Annotated in this window: 14 protein-coding genes; 5 read left to right on the top strand and 9 right to left on the bottom strand. The window is 60.0% G+C overall.

Annotated features, from left to right (window positions below; genetic code table 11):
* Positions 1-60 precede the first annotated feature (60 nt).
* Positions 61-990 carry a LysR family transcriptional regulator gene (locus tag C4J89_RS19435; RefSeq protein ID WP_124415339.1) on the top strand — a complete coding sequence of 310 codons (930 nt, stop codon included), beginning with the start codon at positions 61-63 and terminating at the stop codon, positions 988-990.
* A gap of 110 nt (positions 991-1,100) precedes the next feature.
* Here C4J89_RS19435 and C4J89_RS19430 read toward each other — a convergent pair whose 3' ends face one another.
* The 3 genes from C4J89_RS19430 to C4J89_RS19420 form a co-directional block, all read right to left on the bottom strand.
* Positions 1,101-1,829, bottom strand: coding sequence for an aspartate/glutamate racemase family protein (locus C4J89_RS19430; RefSeq protein WP_124415338.1), 729 nt, complete (start codon positions 1,827-1,829; stop codon positions 1,101-1,103).
* A 13-nt stretch (positions 1,830-1,842) separates the two neighbouring features.
* The gene (locus C4J89_RS19425) at positions 1,843-3,372 is read right to left on the bottom strand and encodes an NCS1 family nucleobase:cation symporter-1 (RefSeq protein ID WP_124415337.1); all 1,530 of its coding nucleotides are present in this window, start codon (positions 3,370-3,372) and stop codon (positions 1,843-1,845) included.
* Positions 3,373-3,834: 462 nt separating this feature from the next.
* Positions 3,835-4,575 carry a phosphoadenylyl-sulfate reductase gene (locus C4J89_RS19420; protein ID WP_124363955.1) on the bottom strand — a complete coding sequence of 247 codons (741 nt, stop codon included), beginning with the start codon at positions 4,573-4,575 and terminating at the stop codon, positions 3,835-3,837.
* A 150-nt stretch (positions 4,576-4,725) separates the two neighbouring features.
* Here C4J89_RS19420 and thrH point away from each other — a divergent pair, with 150 nt between their 5' ends.
* The gene (gene thrH, locus C4J89_RS19415; RefSeq protein ID WP_124363954.1) at positions 4,726-5,343 is read left to right on the top strand and encodes a bifunctional phosphoserine phosphatase/homoserine phosphotransferase ThrH; all 618 of its coding nucleotides are present in this window, start codon (positions 4,726-4,728) and stop codon (positions 5,341-5,343) included.
* A gap of 67 nt (positions 5,344-5,410) precedes the next feature.
* Here the strand turns inward: thrH and C4J89_RS19410 are convergent, their stop codons facing one another.
* The 6 genes from C4J89_RS19410 to C4J89_RS19385 all read right to left on the bottom strand — a co-directional run bounded on the left by C4J89_RS19410 (position 5,411) and on the right by C4J89_RS19385 (position 10,798).
* Entirely contained in the window at positions 5,411-5,767 is a 357-nt protein-coding gene (locus C4J89_RS19410) for a type II toxin-antitoxin system HigA family antitoxin (protein WP_124415336.1), read from the bottom strand.
* Positions 5,767-6,069 (bottom strand): type II toxin-antitoxin system HigB family toxin, encoded by a 303-nt coding sequence (locus C4J89_RS19405; protein WP_124415335.1) that lies wholly within the window; start codon positions 6,067-6,069, stop codon positions 5,767-5,769. Before C4J89_RS19405 ends, C4J89_RS19410 begins: the two co-directional genes overlap by 1 nt.
* 223 nt (positions 6,070-6,292) lie before the next feature.
* Positions 6,293-7,636 (bottom strand): aminodeoxychorismate synthase component I, encoded by a 1,344-nt coding sequence (gene pabB / locus C4J89_RS19400; RefSeq protein WP_124415334.1) that lies wholly within the window; start codon positions 7,634-7,636, stop codon positions 6,293-6,295.
* Between the two features lie 101 nt (positions 7,637-7,737).
* Positions 7,738-8,724 carry an alpha-L-glutamate ligase-like protein gene (locus C4J89_RS19395; protein WP_124387750.1) on the bottom strand — a complete coding sequence of 329 codons (987 nt, stop codon included), beginning with the start codon at positions 8,722-8,724 and terminating at the stop codon, positions 7,738-7,740.
* Entirely contained in the window at positions 8,724-10,256 is a 1,533-nt protein-coding gene (locus C4J89_RS19390; RefSeq protein ID WP_124363949.1) for an inactive transglutaminase family protein, read from the bottom strand. The genes C4J89_RS19395 and C4J89_RS19390 overlap by 1 nt, the downstream gene beginning before the upstream one ends.
* A gap of 5 nt (positions 10,257-10,261) precedes the next feature.
* On the bottom strand, positions 10,262-10,798 hold the full coding sequence (locus tag C4J89_RS19385; protein ID WP_124363948.1) for an ATP-dependent zinc protease: 537 nt from the start codon (positions 10,796-10,798) through the stop codon (positions 10,262-10,264).
* A 266-nt stretch (positions 10,799-11,064) separates the two neighbouring features.
* On the opposite strand from C4J89_RS19385, the gene C4J89_RS19380 reads away from it, so the two are divergent.
* The 3 genes from C4J89_RS19380 to prpC are packed head-to-tail and all read left to right on the top strand — an operon-like array spanning position 11,065 to position 13,840.
* Entirely contained in the window at positions 11,065-11,763 is a 699-nt protein-coding gene (locus tag C4J89_RS19380; protein WP_124363947.1) for a GntR family transcriptional regulator, read from the top strand.
* A gap of 13 nt (positions 11,764-11,776) precedes the next feature.
* Complete coding sequence (gene prpB, locus C4J89_RS19375; RefSeq protein ID WP_124415333.1) at positions 11,777-12,670, top strand: methylisocitrate lyase; 894 nt, start codon at positions 11,777-11,779, stop codon at positions 12,668-12,670.
* A 42-nt stretch (positions 12,671-12,712) separates the two neighbouring features.
* Complete coding sequence (gene prpC / locus C4J89_RS19370; RefSeq protein WP_124363945.1) at positions 12,713-13,840, top strand: 2-methylcitrate synthase; 1,128 nt, start codon at positions 12,713-12,715, stop codon at positions 13,838-13,840.
* Positions 13,841-13,854: the final 14 nt, after the last annotated feature.

The raw sequence follows: 13,854 nt of genomic DNA, 5'->3' as shown, positions 1-13,854 counted from the left end.
GGTACCGGTAGAGCGTGATTGCTATAGTCTGTGTAAACCAAAAGTTTAGAGTGGGGCGATATGGAAAGCTTTGGCAGTATCGAATGCTTTGTGCGCAGCGCCGAAGGCGGCAGCTTCGCGGAGGCTGCGCGGCACCTGAGCCTGACGCCGGCAGCGGTCGGCAAAAGCGTGGCCAAGCTGGAAGCGCGCCTGGGCGTCAGGCTGTTTCAGCGCAGCACCCGCCGCCTGACCTTGACCGAAGCCGGCAAGCTGTTCCTCGACGAGGTCAGCGGCAGCCTCACCACGATTCAAAACGCCGTGGCCAACCTGGCCAGCGCCGAAGGGCGGCCGGTGGGTACGCTGAAGGTCAGCATGGGCACCGTATTTGGCAATCGGTATGTGGTGCCGTTGCTGGGTGAGTTCATGCGACGTTTCCCGGCTATCAGCCCGGATTGGCATTTCGATAACCGCCAGGTCGACTTGATCGGCCAGGGCTTTGACGCCGCGATTGGCGGTGGCTTCGAACTGCCTCAAGGCGTGGTGGCGCGCAAGTTGACGCCGGCGCACCGGGTGCTGGTGGCTTCACCGGCTTACCTGGCGCAACGCCCTGCGGTGCGTACGCCCGAGGATTTATCGCGCTGCCATGGCATCTTGATCCGCTCACCGCAAACCGGCAGGGTGCGCTCATGGCAACTGACCCACCGCGAGCGCGAGCACAGCCCCCTGGTGCTCAAACCCGCAATGACCATGAGCGATTCGGAAGCCGCCTGCTGCGCCAGCGCCCAAGGGCTGGGCATTGCGTTGGTCAGCATGCCGATGGCTGTGCCGTTCCTCGACAGCGGCGCGGTGGTGCGGGTGTTGCCGGACTGGTATGTGGACGACGGCAATATCTCCATCTACTACGCCGAGCACAAACTACTGCCGGGCAAGACCCGGGCGTTTGTGGATTTTGTGATCGAGCAGTTTGTCGAGCAGCAATTGAGCCGCAGATTCAGTGCGGTCGCAAAGTAAACAGAATTCCAACTGTGGGAGGGGGCTTGCCCCCGATTGCGGTGTGTCAGCCAACATATTCATTGGCTGATCCGCCGCATCGGGAGCAAGCCCCCTCCCACAGTTGATCTTCAGTGGCCGAACTTGCCGGGCCAACCTATGACTTTCTTCGGCCTCGGCGTGGCATAGGTCCTGATCTTCGACGTCGACAACCCCAACCGCACCAGCGACTCAGCGATAGTCACCGCCGCCGTCACCCCATCCACCACCGGCACCCCGGTGCGCTGGCGAATCTGCTCGTCCAGCCCGGCCATGCCGCCGCATCCCAGGCAGATTACTTCTGCCTTGTCCTCAAGGATGGCCAGTTCCGCCTGGCGCACGATGGCTTGCATGGCGGCCAGTGGGTCTGCTTCCAGCTCCAGCACCGCCATGCCGCTGGCGCGCACTGAGGCGCAGCGCTGGTACAGGCCGGCGAGTTTCAGCCGGTCTTCGATCAACGGCACTGTGCGGTCCAGGGTGGTCACCACCGAGTAGGCGTGGCCCAGGAACATCGCCATGCTGGCTGCGGCCTCGGTGATATCCACCACCGGCACGTTGAGCAATTCCTGCAGGCCTTCGCGGCCATGCTCGCCGTAGCCGGCCTGGATCACCGCATCGAATGGCTGGTCGTAGGCCATTACGCGATCCATTACCGCGATGGCGGCCAGGTAGCTTTCAAAGTTGCCCTCCACCGACTCGGCGCCGAAGTAGGGCGTGAGCCCGACAATCTCGGTGCCCGGCGAAGCCACGTTGCGTGCCTGTTGAGCAATGGTTTGTGTGATGGATTCGGTGGTGTTGACGTTGACCACGAGGATGCGCATGGAAGCTCCTTGTTTAATGACTGGCGTTATCGACTGCAATGCTTTCGCCGCTGACATCGGCGTAGAACGGCTGGCGCTTGGCGATCAGCAGGTACAGCAACCCTGCAATACCGGCGCCAAACAGCCAGGAGAACGGCGAGACGCTGGCAAACCCAGGCAACAATGCCAACAGGATGGCGATCACCGCTGCCGGAACGAACGCCGCCACCGCGCGCAGATTCACGCCCCGGCTGTAGTAATAAACGCCCTGCGCGTCTTCGCTATACAGCTGCGGCACATCCACCTGGCTTTTGCGGATCAGCCAGTAGTCAACCATGATCACCCCATACAACGGCCCCAGCAGCGCGCCCAGCCCGGAAAGGAAATACACGATCACCAGCGGGCTGTTGTAGAGGTTCCACGGCAGGATCAGCACCGCCACGGTGGCGCTGATCAGGCCCGCGCGGCGGAAGTTCAGGTACTTGGGCGCCAGGTTGCTCAGCACAAACGCTGGTGCGACGAAGTTGGCCATGATATTCACCGCCACGGTAACGATCAGGAAGGCCAGGCAGCCGAGCACGAGAAAGAAGGTATTGGGAATGGCGGCGATGATTTCAGTCGGGCTTTCAATTACCCGGCCATTGAGCTGGAACTGTCCGCCGCACAGCAGCACGGTGATGGCGGCGAACACCAGGATATTCACCGGCAGGCCCCAGAAATTACCCACCAGGATCGTCCTGCGGCAGGGCGAGGAGCGGGCGAAGTCGCAGAAGTTAAGGATCAGCGTGCCGTAGATCGCCAACCACAGCGCACCCCCGGCAAAGATATTGCGCCACATCTCGCCGCCGCTGAGCGGTTCGCGGATCGACCAGGCAATGTTGCCGCCTGCCTGGAAGTACATCCAGCCGGCCAGCGAGGCCACGGTGAGCAGAATCACTGGCCCGGCAAACCCCTCATAGCGACGTACCATTTCCATGCCGTAGGCCAGGATCACCAGTTGCACCAGCCAGATCGCCACGAAGCAAGCCCAGCCGAGCGATGACAGGCCGAGGATCGCGTTGTGATCATAGTCGGCAAACCCTGGATGAACGGCCGTCAACAACACACGGAAAACCACCGAAGCCAGGTAGGTCTGAATACCGAACCAGGCAATCGCAATCACGGCGCGGATCAACGCCGGAATCTGTGCTCCATGAATACCGAAGCTGATACGGCTGATCACGGGAAACGGCACGCCGGTCTTCTGGCCCATGTACCCCGACAAGTTCATGAAAAAGTACACCAGTGCCGCACCGATCCCCAGGGACAACAGGATCTGCCAGCCGCCCAGGCCCAATGCATACAAGCCGATGGCAAATGAATAATTGGCGATGTTGTGTACGTCATTGGTCCACAGCGCAAAGATGCTGTAGCGCCCCCAGCGACGGCCTTCGATCTTGGTCGGGGCGAGGTCCTTGTTGTGCAGGCGTGAGCTGAGTACCAACGGGCCGGGGCTTGCCGCGTCGGTATTCAGGACGGAGGAGGGCAGATCCAGCGCGATGTCATTGGAGAGGCTTGTACGCATTCCGGCAGGCTCCAGCGCATCCGCAGCAGAACGGCAGATGGCAAAGTGTATGTAGGTTTTGTATTTATTGTATACAAAGCGTATTTCACCTTAAGCCACATGCGTGCCAGTTTTGGGACTATCAAACCTACGGTTAATTTTGTTTTTATCGCTGATTGAAATAACTGGCTGAATTGAAAGCGATATAAATTGACCGTTTGAACAGCTATTTATTTTTATGAGGAAGAGGTCAGACTCAGGAGGGCAAAAATAGAGAGGAAAGAAGTGTTACGTTTTGGTGCGATTCATACTGGATTGCACACATAAATGGCACCGATGGTTACAGCTATGTGTACATTTTCATCGCCAACACAGAACAAATGTGGGAGGGGGGCTTGCCCTCGATAGTGCCGGATCAGTCACCCCATACAGTGCCTGACACTATGCCATCGGGAGCAAGCCCTCTCCCACAGGTTAACTGTGTCAGGCCTTCGTCTTGCTGATGATATTCCCCGCATGCAGCCCGCATTCCTTCTGCGTGGCTTCCTCCCACCACCAGCGACCTTCGCGCTCATGCTGGTTCGGCAGCACAGGACGGGTGCAAGGCTCGCAGCCGATGCTGATAAAACCGCGTTCATGCAGGCTGTTATAGGGCAGCTCCAGCATGCGGATATAACCCCAGATCTCCTCGCTGGTCATTTGCGCCAGCGGGTTGAACTTGTACAGGGTACGTTCAGGGGTAGAAAACGCCGTATCGATTTCCAGCGCGGCCACCTGGCTGCGGGTGCCCGGGCTCTGGTCGCGGCGCTGGCCGGTGGCCCAGGCACGCACGCCTGCCAGTTTGCGGCGCAGCGGTTCGATCTTGCGTATGCCACAGCACTCGCCATGACCGTCCTTATAGAAGCTGAACAGGCCCTTCTCCTTGACGAAGGGTTCCAGCTTGCTCTGGTCCGGCGAGATCAGTTCGATGTCGATCTTGTAGAACTCACGCACCTGTTCGATGAACCGGTAGGTTTCCGGGTGCAGGCGACCGGTGTCGAGGCTGAACACCTTGACGTTCTTGTTCAGCTTCCAGGCCATGTCCACCAGCACCACATCCTCGGCGCCGCTGAAGGAAATCCACAGGTCGTCACCGAACTGGCTGAACGCCAGCTTGAGGATGTCCTGAGCGGACTTGTTGGCATAGGTCGTGGCGAGTTCAACGACGTCGAAGGCTTGGTTCATCAGGACGGTTCCTACAGGTCAGTGGCGCTGAGCGCTCTATAGGGGGCGATGGTATCAAAATCTACCCTGCGTTGCGGCGGCGTGCTTGAGTCGCTAGAGTTCGGCAGTCCTTTTGCTCGCTCAACTTGAATAATACGAACGGAGTGTCCTGTGGAAATTGCCTGTCTCGACCTGGAAGGGGTACTGGTTCCGGAAATCTGGATCGCCTTCGCCGAAAAAACCGGTATCCAATCCCTGCGCGCCACCACCCGTGACATTCCCGACTACGACGTGTTGATGCAGCAGCGCCTGCGTATCCTCGATGAGCACGGGCTCAAGCTTGCCGATATCCAGGAAGTGATTGCCACCCTCAAGCCCCTGGACGGCGCCATCGAGTTCGTCAACTGGCTGCGCGAGCGCTTCCAGGTGGTGATCCTCTCCGACACCTTCTACGAATTCTCCCAACCGCTGATGCGCCAGCTGGGCTTTCCGACCCTGCTCTGTCATCGCCTGATTACCGATGAAAACGACCGGGTGGTCAGCTACCAACTGCGCCAGAAAGATCCCAAGCGCCAGTCGGTATTGGCGTTCAAGACGCTGTACTACCGAGTGATTGCGGCGGGGGATTCCTATAACGACACCACCATGCTGGGTGAGGCAGACCGAGGGATTCTGTTCCATGCGCCGGAGAATGTGATTCGCGAGTTTCCGCAGTTTCCGGCGGTGCATACATTTGAGGATTTGAAGCGGGAGTTTATCAAGGCGTCCAGCCGACAGTTGAGCCTGTAAATTATCTGGTGCGGTTGATGGCTTCATCGGGAGCAAGCCCTCTCCCACATGGCCCTCCCAGCTGCGCCTAAATGCCCGCCAGTAACCGTTCATATGGGATACACAATCCCTCATGCAGGCGTTTGATCATCGCCAGGCTCAGCTTGCGCTTGCCGTTCAACACTTCTGAAACTCGCCCGCTGGGCCCAATGAAGGGCTCCAGATCGCGGGCAGTCAAGCCCATTTGTTCCATGCGGAATTTGATCGCTTCCACTGGGTCCGAAGGCGGCATCGGAAAGTGTTCCGCCTCGTACTTCTCGATCAGAACAGCGAGAATTTCCAGCTCGTCACCTTCGGCACTGCCGATGGCCGCTCCCCAAATCTGCTCGACGCGCGCGAGCGCAGCGGACAGGTCTTCTTGAGAGTGAATAGGTTTGATGTTCATTACACGGTCTCCGCATTGATTGTGTCGTACTGCGCGTGGGTGCCGACAAAGCGGATGAAGCCAAGCTGTCGCTCATAATCGATCAACATGATCACCCGGTACTTGTTGCCGCCCACGTTGAATACAACCCTGCCGCTTTTGAGGATGCTTGCAGTCCTGAGCTCGGCCTTGAGTGCCTGTGGTGTTAGGTAAAGGGTCTTTTCCATATGGCGATACCACTCGACCAAGGGCGTTTTTGCATCGGCAGTAGCCGGGTGGCTTTCCCAGAACCTTCGTAAGGTTGAGAGGGCGATTATTCGCATCGCTCATTCCTCCCATATTGGGAGATATTAGTGCCGAGTAGATGAGCGTGCAATCCCTGAAACAAGTTCTGACGATTGAGGGGCATATGTGATCCTTCACAGACGGCCGTTGGGCGGCGGAAGTCGGACGCTATCGCGCCGCTCACTGTTGGTCCATTACCGTTCTGATTCAGGTTTTTTCGTGCCGAAGTCGCTGCCCTCAGCGGCAGGAGTGGCTTGGGTGTTAGAGGCCTTCCAACGTGTGTAACAACACCTGTACCTTGGTCAGCGACTCTTGATACTCCGCCTCCCACTGCGAGTCCGCCACGATCCCGCCGCCGCCCCAGCAGCACACCTGTGCGTCCTTGACCAGCAAACTGCGGATGGCGATAGAGCTGTCCATTTCGCCGCGCACGTCCAGATACATCAGCGAACCGCAGTACAGACCGCGGCGGGTCGGTTCCAGTTCGTCGATGATCTGCATGGCGCGGATCTTCGGCGCACCGGTGATGGAGCCGCCGGGGAAGCTGCCGGCGATGAGGTCGAGGGCATCTTTATCGTCTGCCAATGTGCCGGTGACGCTGCTCACCAGGTGGTGCACGTTGGGGTAGCTTTCCAGGCTGAACAACTCGGGTACTTTTACCGAGCCGATACGGCAACTGCGGCCGAGGTCGTTGCGCAGCAGGTCGACGATCATCAGGTTTTCTGCGCGATCCTTGGGACTGGCCAAGAGTTCGGCGGCGTGCGCAGCGTCTTCATGCGGCGTCGGGCCACGAGGGCGGGTGCCTTTGATCGGGCGGGTTTCGACCTGGCGCTGGCTGACCTTGACGAAGCGTTCCGGCGACAGGCTCAGCACCGCGCCACCTTCCGGCAGGCTCTGGAACCCGGAAAACGGCGTCGGGCAGGCCTCGCGCAGCGCGCAATAGGCGGACCATGGATCACCGATGCAGGGCGCGCGAAAGCGCTGGGCGAAGTTGACCTGGTAGCAATCGCCGGCCTGGATATAGTCCTGAATACGCACGATGGCCTGCCGATAGGCCTCGGCCGTCAGGTCCGGTGCCATGGGACCTTGCAACTTGAACGCCGCAGACGTGTCGACGACGGCGGCGCTGAACAGGCTGATCAGGCGTTGCCGTTCGCTGTCTGCAAGGCTGGGGTGGAACACCAGTTGGCTGGACTGCGCAGCGTGATCGCTGATCAGCGCCCAGGCATACAGTCCCAAGCGCGCGTCCGGCAGGTGCAAGTCGTCTACCGCCAGGTGCGGCATCTGTTCCAGGTGTCGGCCGAAATCGTAACTCAGATAGCCGATCAAGCCTCCGGCAAACGGCAGCTCCAAGCCAGCGGGCAATGCCGCTTCGCCCAAGTGCGTCAGGCTTTTGCGCAAACGTTGCAGGAAATCGCCGCCGCTTTCGTCAGGCTCAACCGCCAAGGTCGCTTCAGGCCAGGCGCTGAGCAGGTCATAACGGCCACGCTCCGCCGTCGGTCGGCCGCTGTCGAGCAGCACCGCACCGGGCGCATGGCGAATCGCCGCAAAATACTCGGCGGGGTTGGCCCGATAGGGCAACAGGTAAACGGAACAGGTCGACATGCGGGGGTGAATCAGCCAGTGGCGCGAGGGGAGGGGATTGTAGTCCCCCGCAGGATTTGCTCCTAGAGGGGATGTCGGGGATAGACAGTTCGAAGGCCGGATCAGCCTTCCACGGGCGGTATATGGCCAAACATCTCTTGCACGAACTTCACCCGTTCTTCCGGCGTTTCGCTCACGCCAGCGGCTTTCAGTTCTTCCAGTCGCGCCTCCACCGCATGGGTGCGCAGAGTCAGGCCGCAGTCGTTGGCAATCTGGATATTCAGCCCCGGCCGCGCATTCAGCTCCAGGATCAGCGGGCCTTTTTCCTGGTCCAGCACCATGTCCACACCGATATAGCCCAGGCCGCACAGTTCATAGCAGCCGGCCGCGAGCTTCATGAAACCGTCCCAGTTGGGCAGTTGTACGCCGTCCACCGCGTTGGTGGTATCGGGGTGTTTGGTGATGATGTTGTTCAGCCAGGTGCCACGCAAGGTCAGGCCGGTGGCGAGGTCGACGCCCACACCTATCGCGCCTTGGTGCAGGTTGGCCTTGCCACCGGACTGGCGCGTCGGCAAGCGCAGCATCGCCATCACTGGGTAGCCCATCAGCACGATGATGCGGATATCTGGCACGCCTTCGTAGCTGATGCTCTTGAAGATCTGGTCGGGTACCACGCGGTATTCGATCAAGGCGCGATCGCGGTGGCCGCCGAGGGAGTACAGGCCGGTGAGAATGCTGGAAATCTGGTGCTCGATTTCTTCATGGCTGATGATCTTGCCGGACACCGTGCGATAGCGCCCCTCAAAGCGGTCCGCCACCACCAGGATGCCGTCGCCGCCGGCGCCCTGGGCGGGCTTGATCACGAAGTCGCTGCGCCCACCGATGATTTCGTCGAGCTTGTCGATTTCCTTCTCGGTGGAAATCACCCCATACATTTGCGGCACATGGATACCGGCCGCCATGGCCCGTTCCTTGGTGATGATCTTGTCATCCACGATCGGGTACAGGCTGCGCTTGTTGTACTTGAGCACGTAGTCGGCGTTACGCCGGTTGATGCCCATGATCCCCCGCGCTTCCAGGGCCTTCCAGGTCTTCCAGAAGCCGAACATTAGGAGTCAGCCTTCAGGAATGCCTTGAAACGTACCAGTTCGGTCAGGCGGTAGCCGCGATAACGGCCCATGGCCAGCATGAAGCCCACCAGGATCAGCAGGATCGCCGGGAAGGTGAACACGAAGTAGATCAGCTCCGGCACGCTCATGATGATGTGCGCCAGGGATGCCGCGAACAGCGTGCCGATCGCCACTTTCAGCGCATGGTTGGCGCCGCGCTCTTCCCAGGTGATCGACAGGCGTTCGATGGTCATGGTCAGGATCACCATCGGGAACAGCGCTACCGACAGGCCCCGCTCCAGGCCCAGCTTGTGGCTGAACAGGCTGATGGCGGCAATCAGCACCACCACGAAGGTCAGCACCACCGACAGCCTCGGCAGCATCTGCAGTTTCAAGTGCTCAAGGTAGGACCTGAGCGACAGCCCCAGCGCGGTGATGATTGTAAACAGCACAATCCCGAAACCCAGTTGCGTCTCGCGGAAGGCCAGGGCAATCAGCACCGGGGTAAAGGTGCCGAGGGTCTGCAGGCCGATCAGGTTGCGCAGGATCAGGATCACCAGCACGCCAATCGGGATCATCACCATGATCATGAACGTCTGCTGGGTTTGCAGCGGCAGGCCGTACAGCGAGTATTCGAGGAAGTTGGCGTCGGTGTTTTCGTCGGTCAGCTTGGCCAGGCGAATCGCGTTCATTTCGCTGTTGTTCAGGCTGAAGGTCACCATGGCTTTCTTGCCGCCATCGACCGTGATCAGGTTTTCATCGCCGGTCCACCACAGCAGGCGGTCGGCGGGCAGGCCTTGTTCGCCGGTTTCCGGGTTGAAATACAGCCAGTCGTTCCCGTTGAAGCTGCGCAACCACAGCTCCGGAGATTGCGGCTGGTCGGCGACGAGGCGGATGGTGTGGACTTTTTCCACCGGCACATGGGCGATGGACAGCAGCAATTCAACGATCTTGGCCTTGTGCGACGTCGACGGGTCGCCCGCCAGCAGCAGTTTCACATTGTCGTCGTTGAGATTGTTGGTGCGCTTGATGGCTTCGGTAATAAAGGTCTCGACGTCTGCCGAGTGCTGGCGAATCGGCGCGAGCAAGGCTTCGGCGGCGATTTTTTCCGGGCCTTCCACGGCAATGCTGTCGCGGAACGTCGGGCCTTTGATCTTGACCTTCTCACCGCTGTAGCGCTTGGTCAGCACCAGGCGGTAATACAGGGTCTGGTTGCCCTTGGCGCGGCGCGCCGACCAGGTGACCTTGCGGTTACCGTCGGCGCGATTGACGCTCACCCCGTAGTTGTTCGAAATAAAGCTCTCATTGAGGCTGACGAAGTCGCGGCTCAACGGCGGCACGAACATCGAAACCTTCACCGGGTCCTTGGGGTTGGCGACGAACTCGACCTTCGCGTCGATGTTCCACAAGTCATCGGTGGCGTCCTCGGTGACAGGGATGCCCAGCACGAAGATCTGGTAGGCGGTGACCGAAATACCCAGCACCACCAAAATGGTGATCAGGATTTTCAGGTGCAGGGTCAGAGAGCGCATTCGGTTTACTCGGCGGTATGAGCGTCGGCGGCGCAGGCAGGTTTGCCTGCTGCATATTTAAGGCTGGGGTCGATCAGCGCATCAAAGCGCTTGAGCGCTTCGGAGCCGATCAGCAGCGGGTATTGGAAGGTGCTGCGGTCAGTCAAGTTCACTTCGATGCTGCGTAAAGCGCTGCCCATGCAGATATCCAGGGCAATCACCGGACGAGCGGTGTACTGCTTATCCTCATCGGGGTCGTAATCATCGGCACGGCGCTTGATCTTGCTGACGCGGGCCAGTGGACGTTCGATGGGGTGGGAATGGGCGGCGTCGATGGCCAGGTAGAAGCGTACCCAGGATTCCCCGTTGCGCTTGAAGCGTTTGATATCGCGTGCACTCAGCGAGGCGGTCTTGGCGCCTGTGTCGAGCTTGGCCGCAACTTCCAGGTCGAGGCCCGCCAGCTTGGCGTATTCATTCAGGCCATACACGGTTTTCTCGGCGGCAACGCCAAGGCTCGGTAGGGACAGTAGGCATAACAGTAGGGGGAAGGGCTTGAGTCTCATAATTCCTGAGGCGATGCAGTGCGAAATTCAAGGCGACTGGCATTACTGCGCAAGCTCCCTCGTGCGCCATTTCATCTAGCGATGTCAGGCAAATGCGGCGGGCATTCTAACATGATGCTTTTTTGGCGCCAGCGCTGGCAGGCGGCCATGCTCTTGGATCCACGCCGGAGGTTATTAGACGATTGTCGACAATGTTGATTTATTCTTTGACTAGTCAGGGGTAATTGACTAGTTTTTGCAGCATTGCTTTTAAAGGTGTCGACAATATGCTGGATCAAACGGAATCTCCGCCGGCGCTGTCGGACGAATCCCAAACTATGTCGGAAAACGTTTTCCGGCGAATCCAGGCCGCCATCGTCAAGGGCGAGATCGCCCCAGGCTCCAAGATTTCCGAACCGGAGCTGGCGCGCACCTATGGCATCAGCCGTGGCCCGCTGCGCGAGGCGATTCACCGCCTGGAAGGCCAGCGCCTGCTGGTGCGGGTGCCCCACGTCGGCGCCCGCGTGGTGTCGTTGAGCCACGCCGAGCTGGTCGAGCTCTATGAAATCCGCGAGTCATTGGAAGGCATGGCGTGCCGGCTGGCGGCCGAGCGCATGACCGACGCGGAAATCGAAGAGCTGCGCCAGGTATTGCACACCCATGAACGGGATGCCGCGTTTCAGGCCGGTGTCGGCTATTACCAGCAGGAAGGCGACTTCGATTTTCATTACCGGATCATCCAGGGCGCCGGCAACCGCACCCTGACCCAGATGCTCTGCGGCGAGCTGTACCAATTGGTGCGCATGTACCGCATCCAGTTTTCCGCCACCCCCAATCGTCCACGCCAGGCCTTTGCCGAGCATCACCGCATTCTTGACGCGATTGCCGATCGCGACGGTGAACTGGCCGAACTGTTGATGCGCCGGCATATCGGCGCTTCCAAACGCAACATCGCCCGTCACTTTCCGGACGGCGCTCCCCAATAAATAGAGGTGAGTCATGAGTTCCACGAACAAGAGCACCCCAGGCCAGCGTTTCCGTGACGCGGTCGCCAGTGAACAGCCGCTGCAGGTGGTTGGCGCAATCAATGCCAACCACGCCTTGCTGGCCAAGCGCGCCGGCTTCAAGGCGATCTATCTGTCAGGCGGCGGCGTGGCTGCCGGCTCCCTGGGCGTACCGGACCTGGGCATCACCGGCCTGGATGACGTGCTGACCGACGTACGCCGCATTACTGACGTATGCGACCTGCCGCTGCTGGTGGACGTGGACACCGGTTTCGGTTCCTCGGCGTTCAACGTGGCGCGCACCGTCAAGTCGATGATCAAGTTCGGCGCGGCGGCCATCCACATCGAAGACCAGGTCGGCGCCAAGCGCTGTGGCCATCGGCCCAACAAAGAGATCGTGTCTCTGCAGGAAATGGTCGACCGCATCAAGGCCGCCGTGGACGCGCGCACCGATGACAGCTTCGTGATCATGGCCCGCACCGACGCCCTGGCCGTGGAAGGTTTGGAATCCGCCTTGGAGCGCGCCGCCGCGTGCATCGAGGCCGGTGCCGACATGGTGTTCCCGGAAGCCATCACTGAACTTGATATGTACAAGCTGTTCGCATCGCGGGTGAAAGCGCCGATCCTGGCCAACATCACCGAATTCGGCGCGACCCCGCTGTTTACCACCGAACAGTTGAAATCTGCCGATGTTTCCATCGTGCTGTACCCGCTCTCGGCCTTCCGCGCCATGAACAAGGCCGCCGAGAACGTCTACACCGCGATCCGCCGCGACGGTACGCAACAGAACGTGATCGACACCATGCAAACCCGCATGGAGCTTTACGATCGTATCGACTACCACACCTTCGAGCAGAAGCTCGACGCGCTGTTTGCCGCGAAGAAGTAGCAAGCGCGCCTCCTTGAATAACGACAAAATTGGAGAACAACCATGGCTGAAGCAAAAGTATTGAGTGGTGCCGGCCTGCGTGGCCAGGTGGCCGGGCAGACCGCACTGTCGACCGTCGGCCAGGCCGGCGCCGGCTTGACCTATCGCGGCTATGACGTGCGTGAACTGGCCGCCGATGCGCAATTTGAAGAAGTCGCCTACCTGTTGCTGTACGGCGAACTGCCGACCAGCGCCGAACTGGCGGCCTACAGCGCCAGGCTGAGCCAGCTGCGCGACTTGCCGCAAGCGTTGAAAGAAGTGCTGGAACGCATCCCCGCCGACGCCCACCCGATGGACGTGATGCGCACCGGTTGCTCGTTCCTGGGCAATATCGAGCCGGAAAAAGACTTCAGCGTGCAGCGTGACGTCACCGATCGCCTGCTCGCCGCGTTCCCGGCGATCATGTGCTACTGGTACCGCTTCAGCCACGACGGCAAGCGCATCGACTGCGTCACCGACGAGCCCAGCATCGGCGGGCACTTCCTGCACCTGCTGCATGGCAAGAAGCCGAGCGACCTGCACGTCAAAGTGATGAACGTTTCGCTGATCCTCTATGCCGAGCACGAATTCAACGCCTCGACCTTCACCGCCCGGGTGTGCGCGTCGACCTTGTCCGACCTGTATTCCTGCGTCACCGCCGCCATTGGTTCCCTGCGCGGCCCGCTGCACGGCGGCGCCAACGAAGCGGCGATGGAGATGATCGAGCGTTTCGGTTCGGCCGAAGAGGCCGTCGAAGGCACCCTCGGCATGCTGGCGCGCAAGGACAAGATCATGGGCTTTGGCCACGCCATCTACAAAGACAACGACCCGCGTAATGAAGTGATCAAGGGCTGGTCGAAAAAACTCGCTGACGAAGTGGGCGACACGGTGCTGTTTGCGGTTTCCGAAGCCATCGACAAGACCATGTGGGAGCAGAAGAAGCTGTTCCCCAACGCCGACTTCTACCATGCCTCGGCGTACCACTTCATGGGCATCCCGACCAAGCTGTTCACGCCGATCTTCGTTTGTTCGCGGCTCACCGGCTGGGCGGCGCACGTGTTCGAGCAACGCGCCAATAACCGCATCATCCGTCCAAGCGCCGAGTACACCGGCGTTGAGCAGCGCAAGTTCGTGCCAATCGAACGTCGCTGAAGATCGACGATCCT

This window comes from Pseudomonas sp. R4-35-07 (genome assembly GCF_003852235.1).
Classification (GTDB): Bacteria; Pseudomonadota; Gammaproteobacteria; order Pseudomonadales; family Pseudomonadaceae; genus Aquipseudomonas.
Note: the sequence above shows the minus strand (reverse complement) of the source record. Positions and strands in the feature narration are given on the sequence as shown.

Excerpts from the sequence above, each read along its gene's own strand:
- C4J89_RS19435 (WP_124415339.1), top strand. The coding sequence starts at position 61 with ATGGAAAGCTTTGGCAGTATCGAATGCTTTGTGCGCAGCGCCGAAGGC.
- C4J89_RS19430 (WP_124415338.1), bottom strand. The coding sequence starts at position 1,829 with ATGCGCATCCTCGTGGTCAACGTCAACACCACCGAATCCATCACACAA.
- C4J89_RS19425 (WP_124415337.1), bottom strand. The coding sequence starts at position 3,372 with ATGCGTACAAGCCTCTCCAATGACATCGCGCTGGATCTGCCCTCCTCC.
- C4J89_RS19420 (WP_124363955.1), bottom strand. The coding sequence starts at position 4,575 with ATGAACCAAGCCTTCGACGTCGTTGAACTCGCCACGACCTATGCCAAC.
- C4J89_RS19410 (WP_124415336.1), bottom strand. The coding sequence starts at position 5,767 with ATGAACATCAAACCTATTCACTCTCAAGAAGACCTGTCCGCTGCGCTC.
- C4J89_RS19405 (WP_124415335.1), bottom strand. The coding sequence starts at position 6,069 with ATGCGAATAATCGCCCTCTCAACCTTACGAAGGTTCTGGGAAAGCCAC.
- pabB (WP_124415334.1), bottom strand. The coding sequence starts at position 7,636 with ATGTCGACCTGTTCCGTTTACCTGTTGCCCTATCGGGCCAACCCCGCC.
- C4J89_RS19395 (WP_124387750.1), bottom strand. The coding sequence starts at position 8,724 with ATGTTCGGCTTCTGGAAGACCTGGAAGGCCCTGGAAGCGCGGGGGATC.
- C4J89_RS19390 (WP_124363949.1), bottom strand. The coding sequence starts at position 10,256 with ATGCGCTCTCTGACCCTGCACCTGAAAATCCTGATCACCATTTTGGTG.
- C4J89_RS19385 (WP_124363948.1), bottom strand. The coding sequence starts at position 10,798 with ATGAGACTCAAGCCCTTCCCCCTACTGTTATGCCTACTGTCCCTACCG.
- C4J89_RS19380 (WP_124363947.1), top strand. The coding sequence starts at position 11,065 with ATGCTGGATCAAACGGAATCTCCGCCGGCGCTGTCGGACGAATCCCAA.
- prpB (WP_124415333.1), top strand. The coding sequence starts at position 11,777 with ATGAGTTCCACGAACAAGAGCACCCCAGGCCAGCGTTTCCGTGACGCG.
- prpC (WP_124363945.1), top strand. The coding sequence starts at position 12,713 with ATGGCTGAAGCAAAAGTATTGAGTGGTGCCGGCCTGCGTGGCCAGGTG.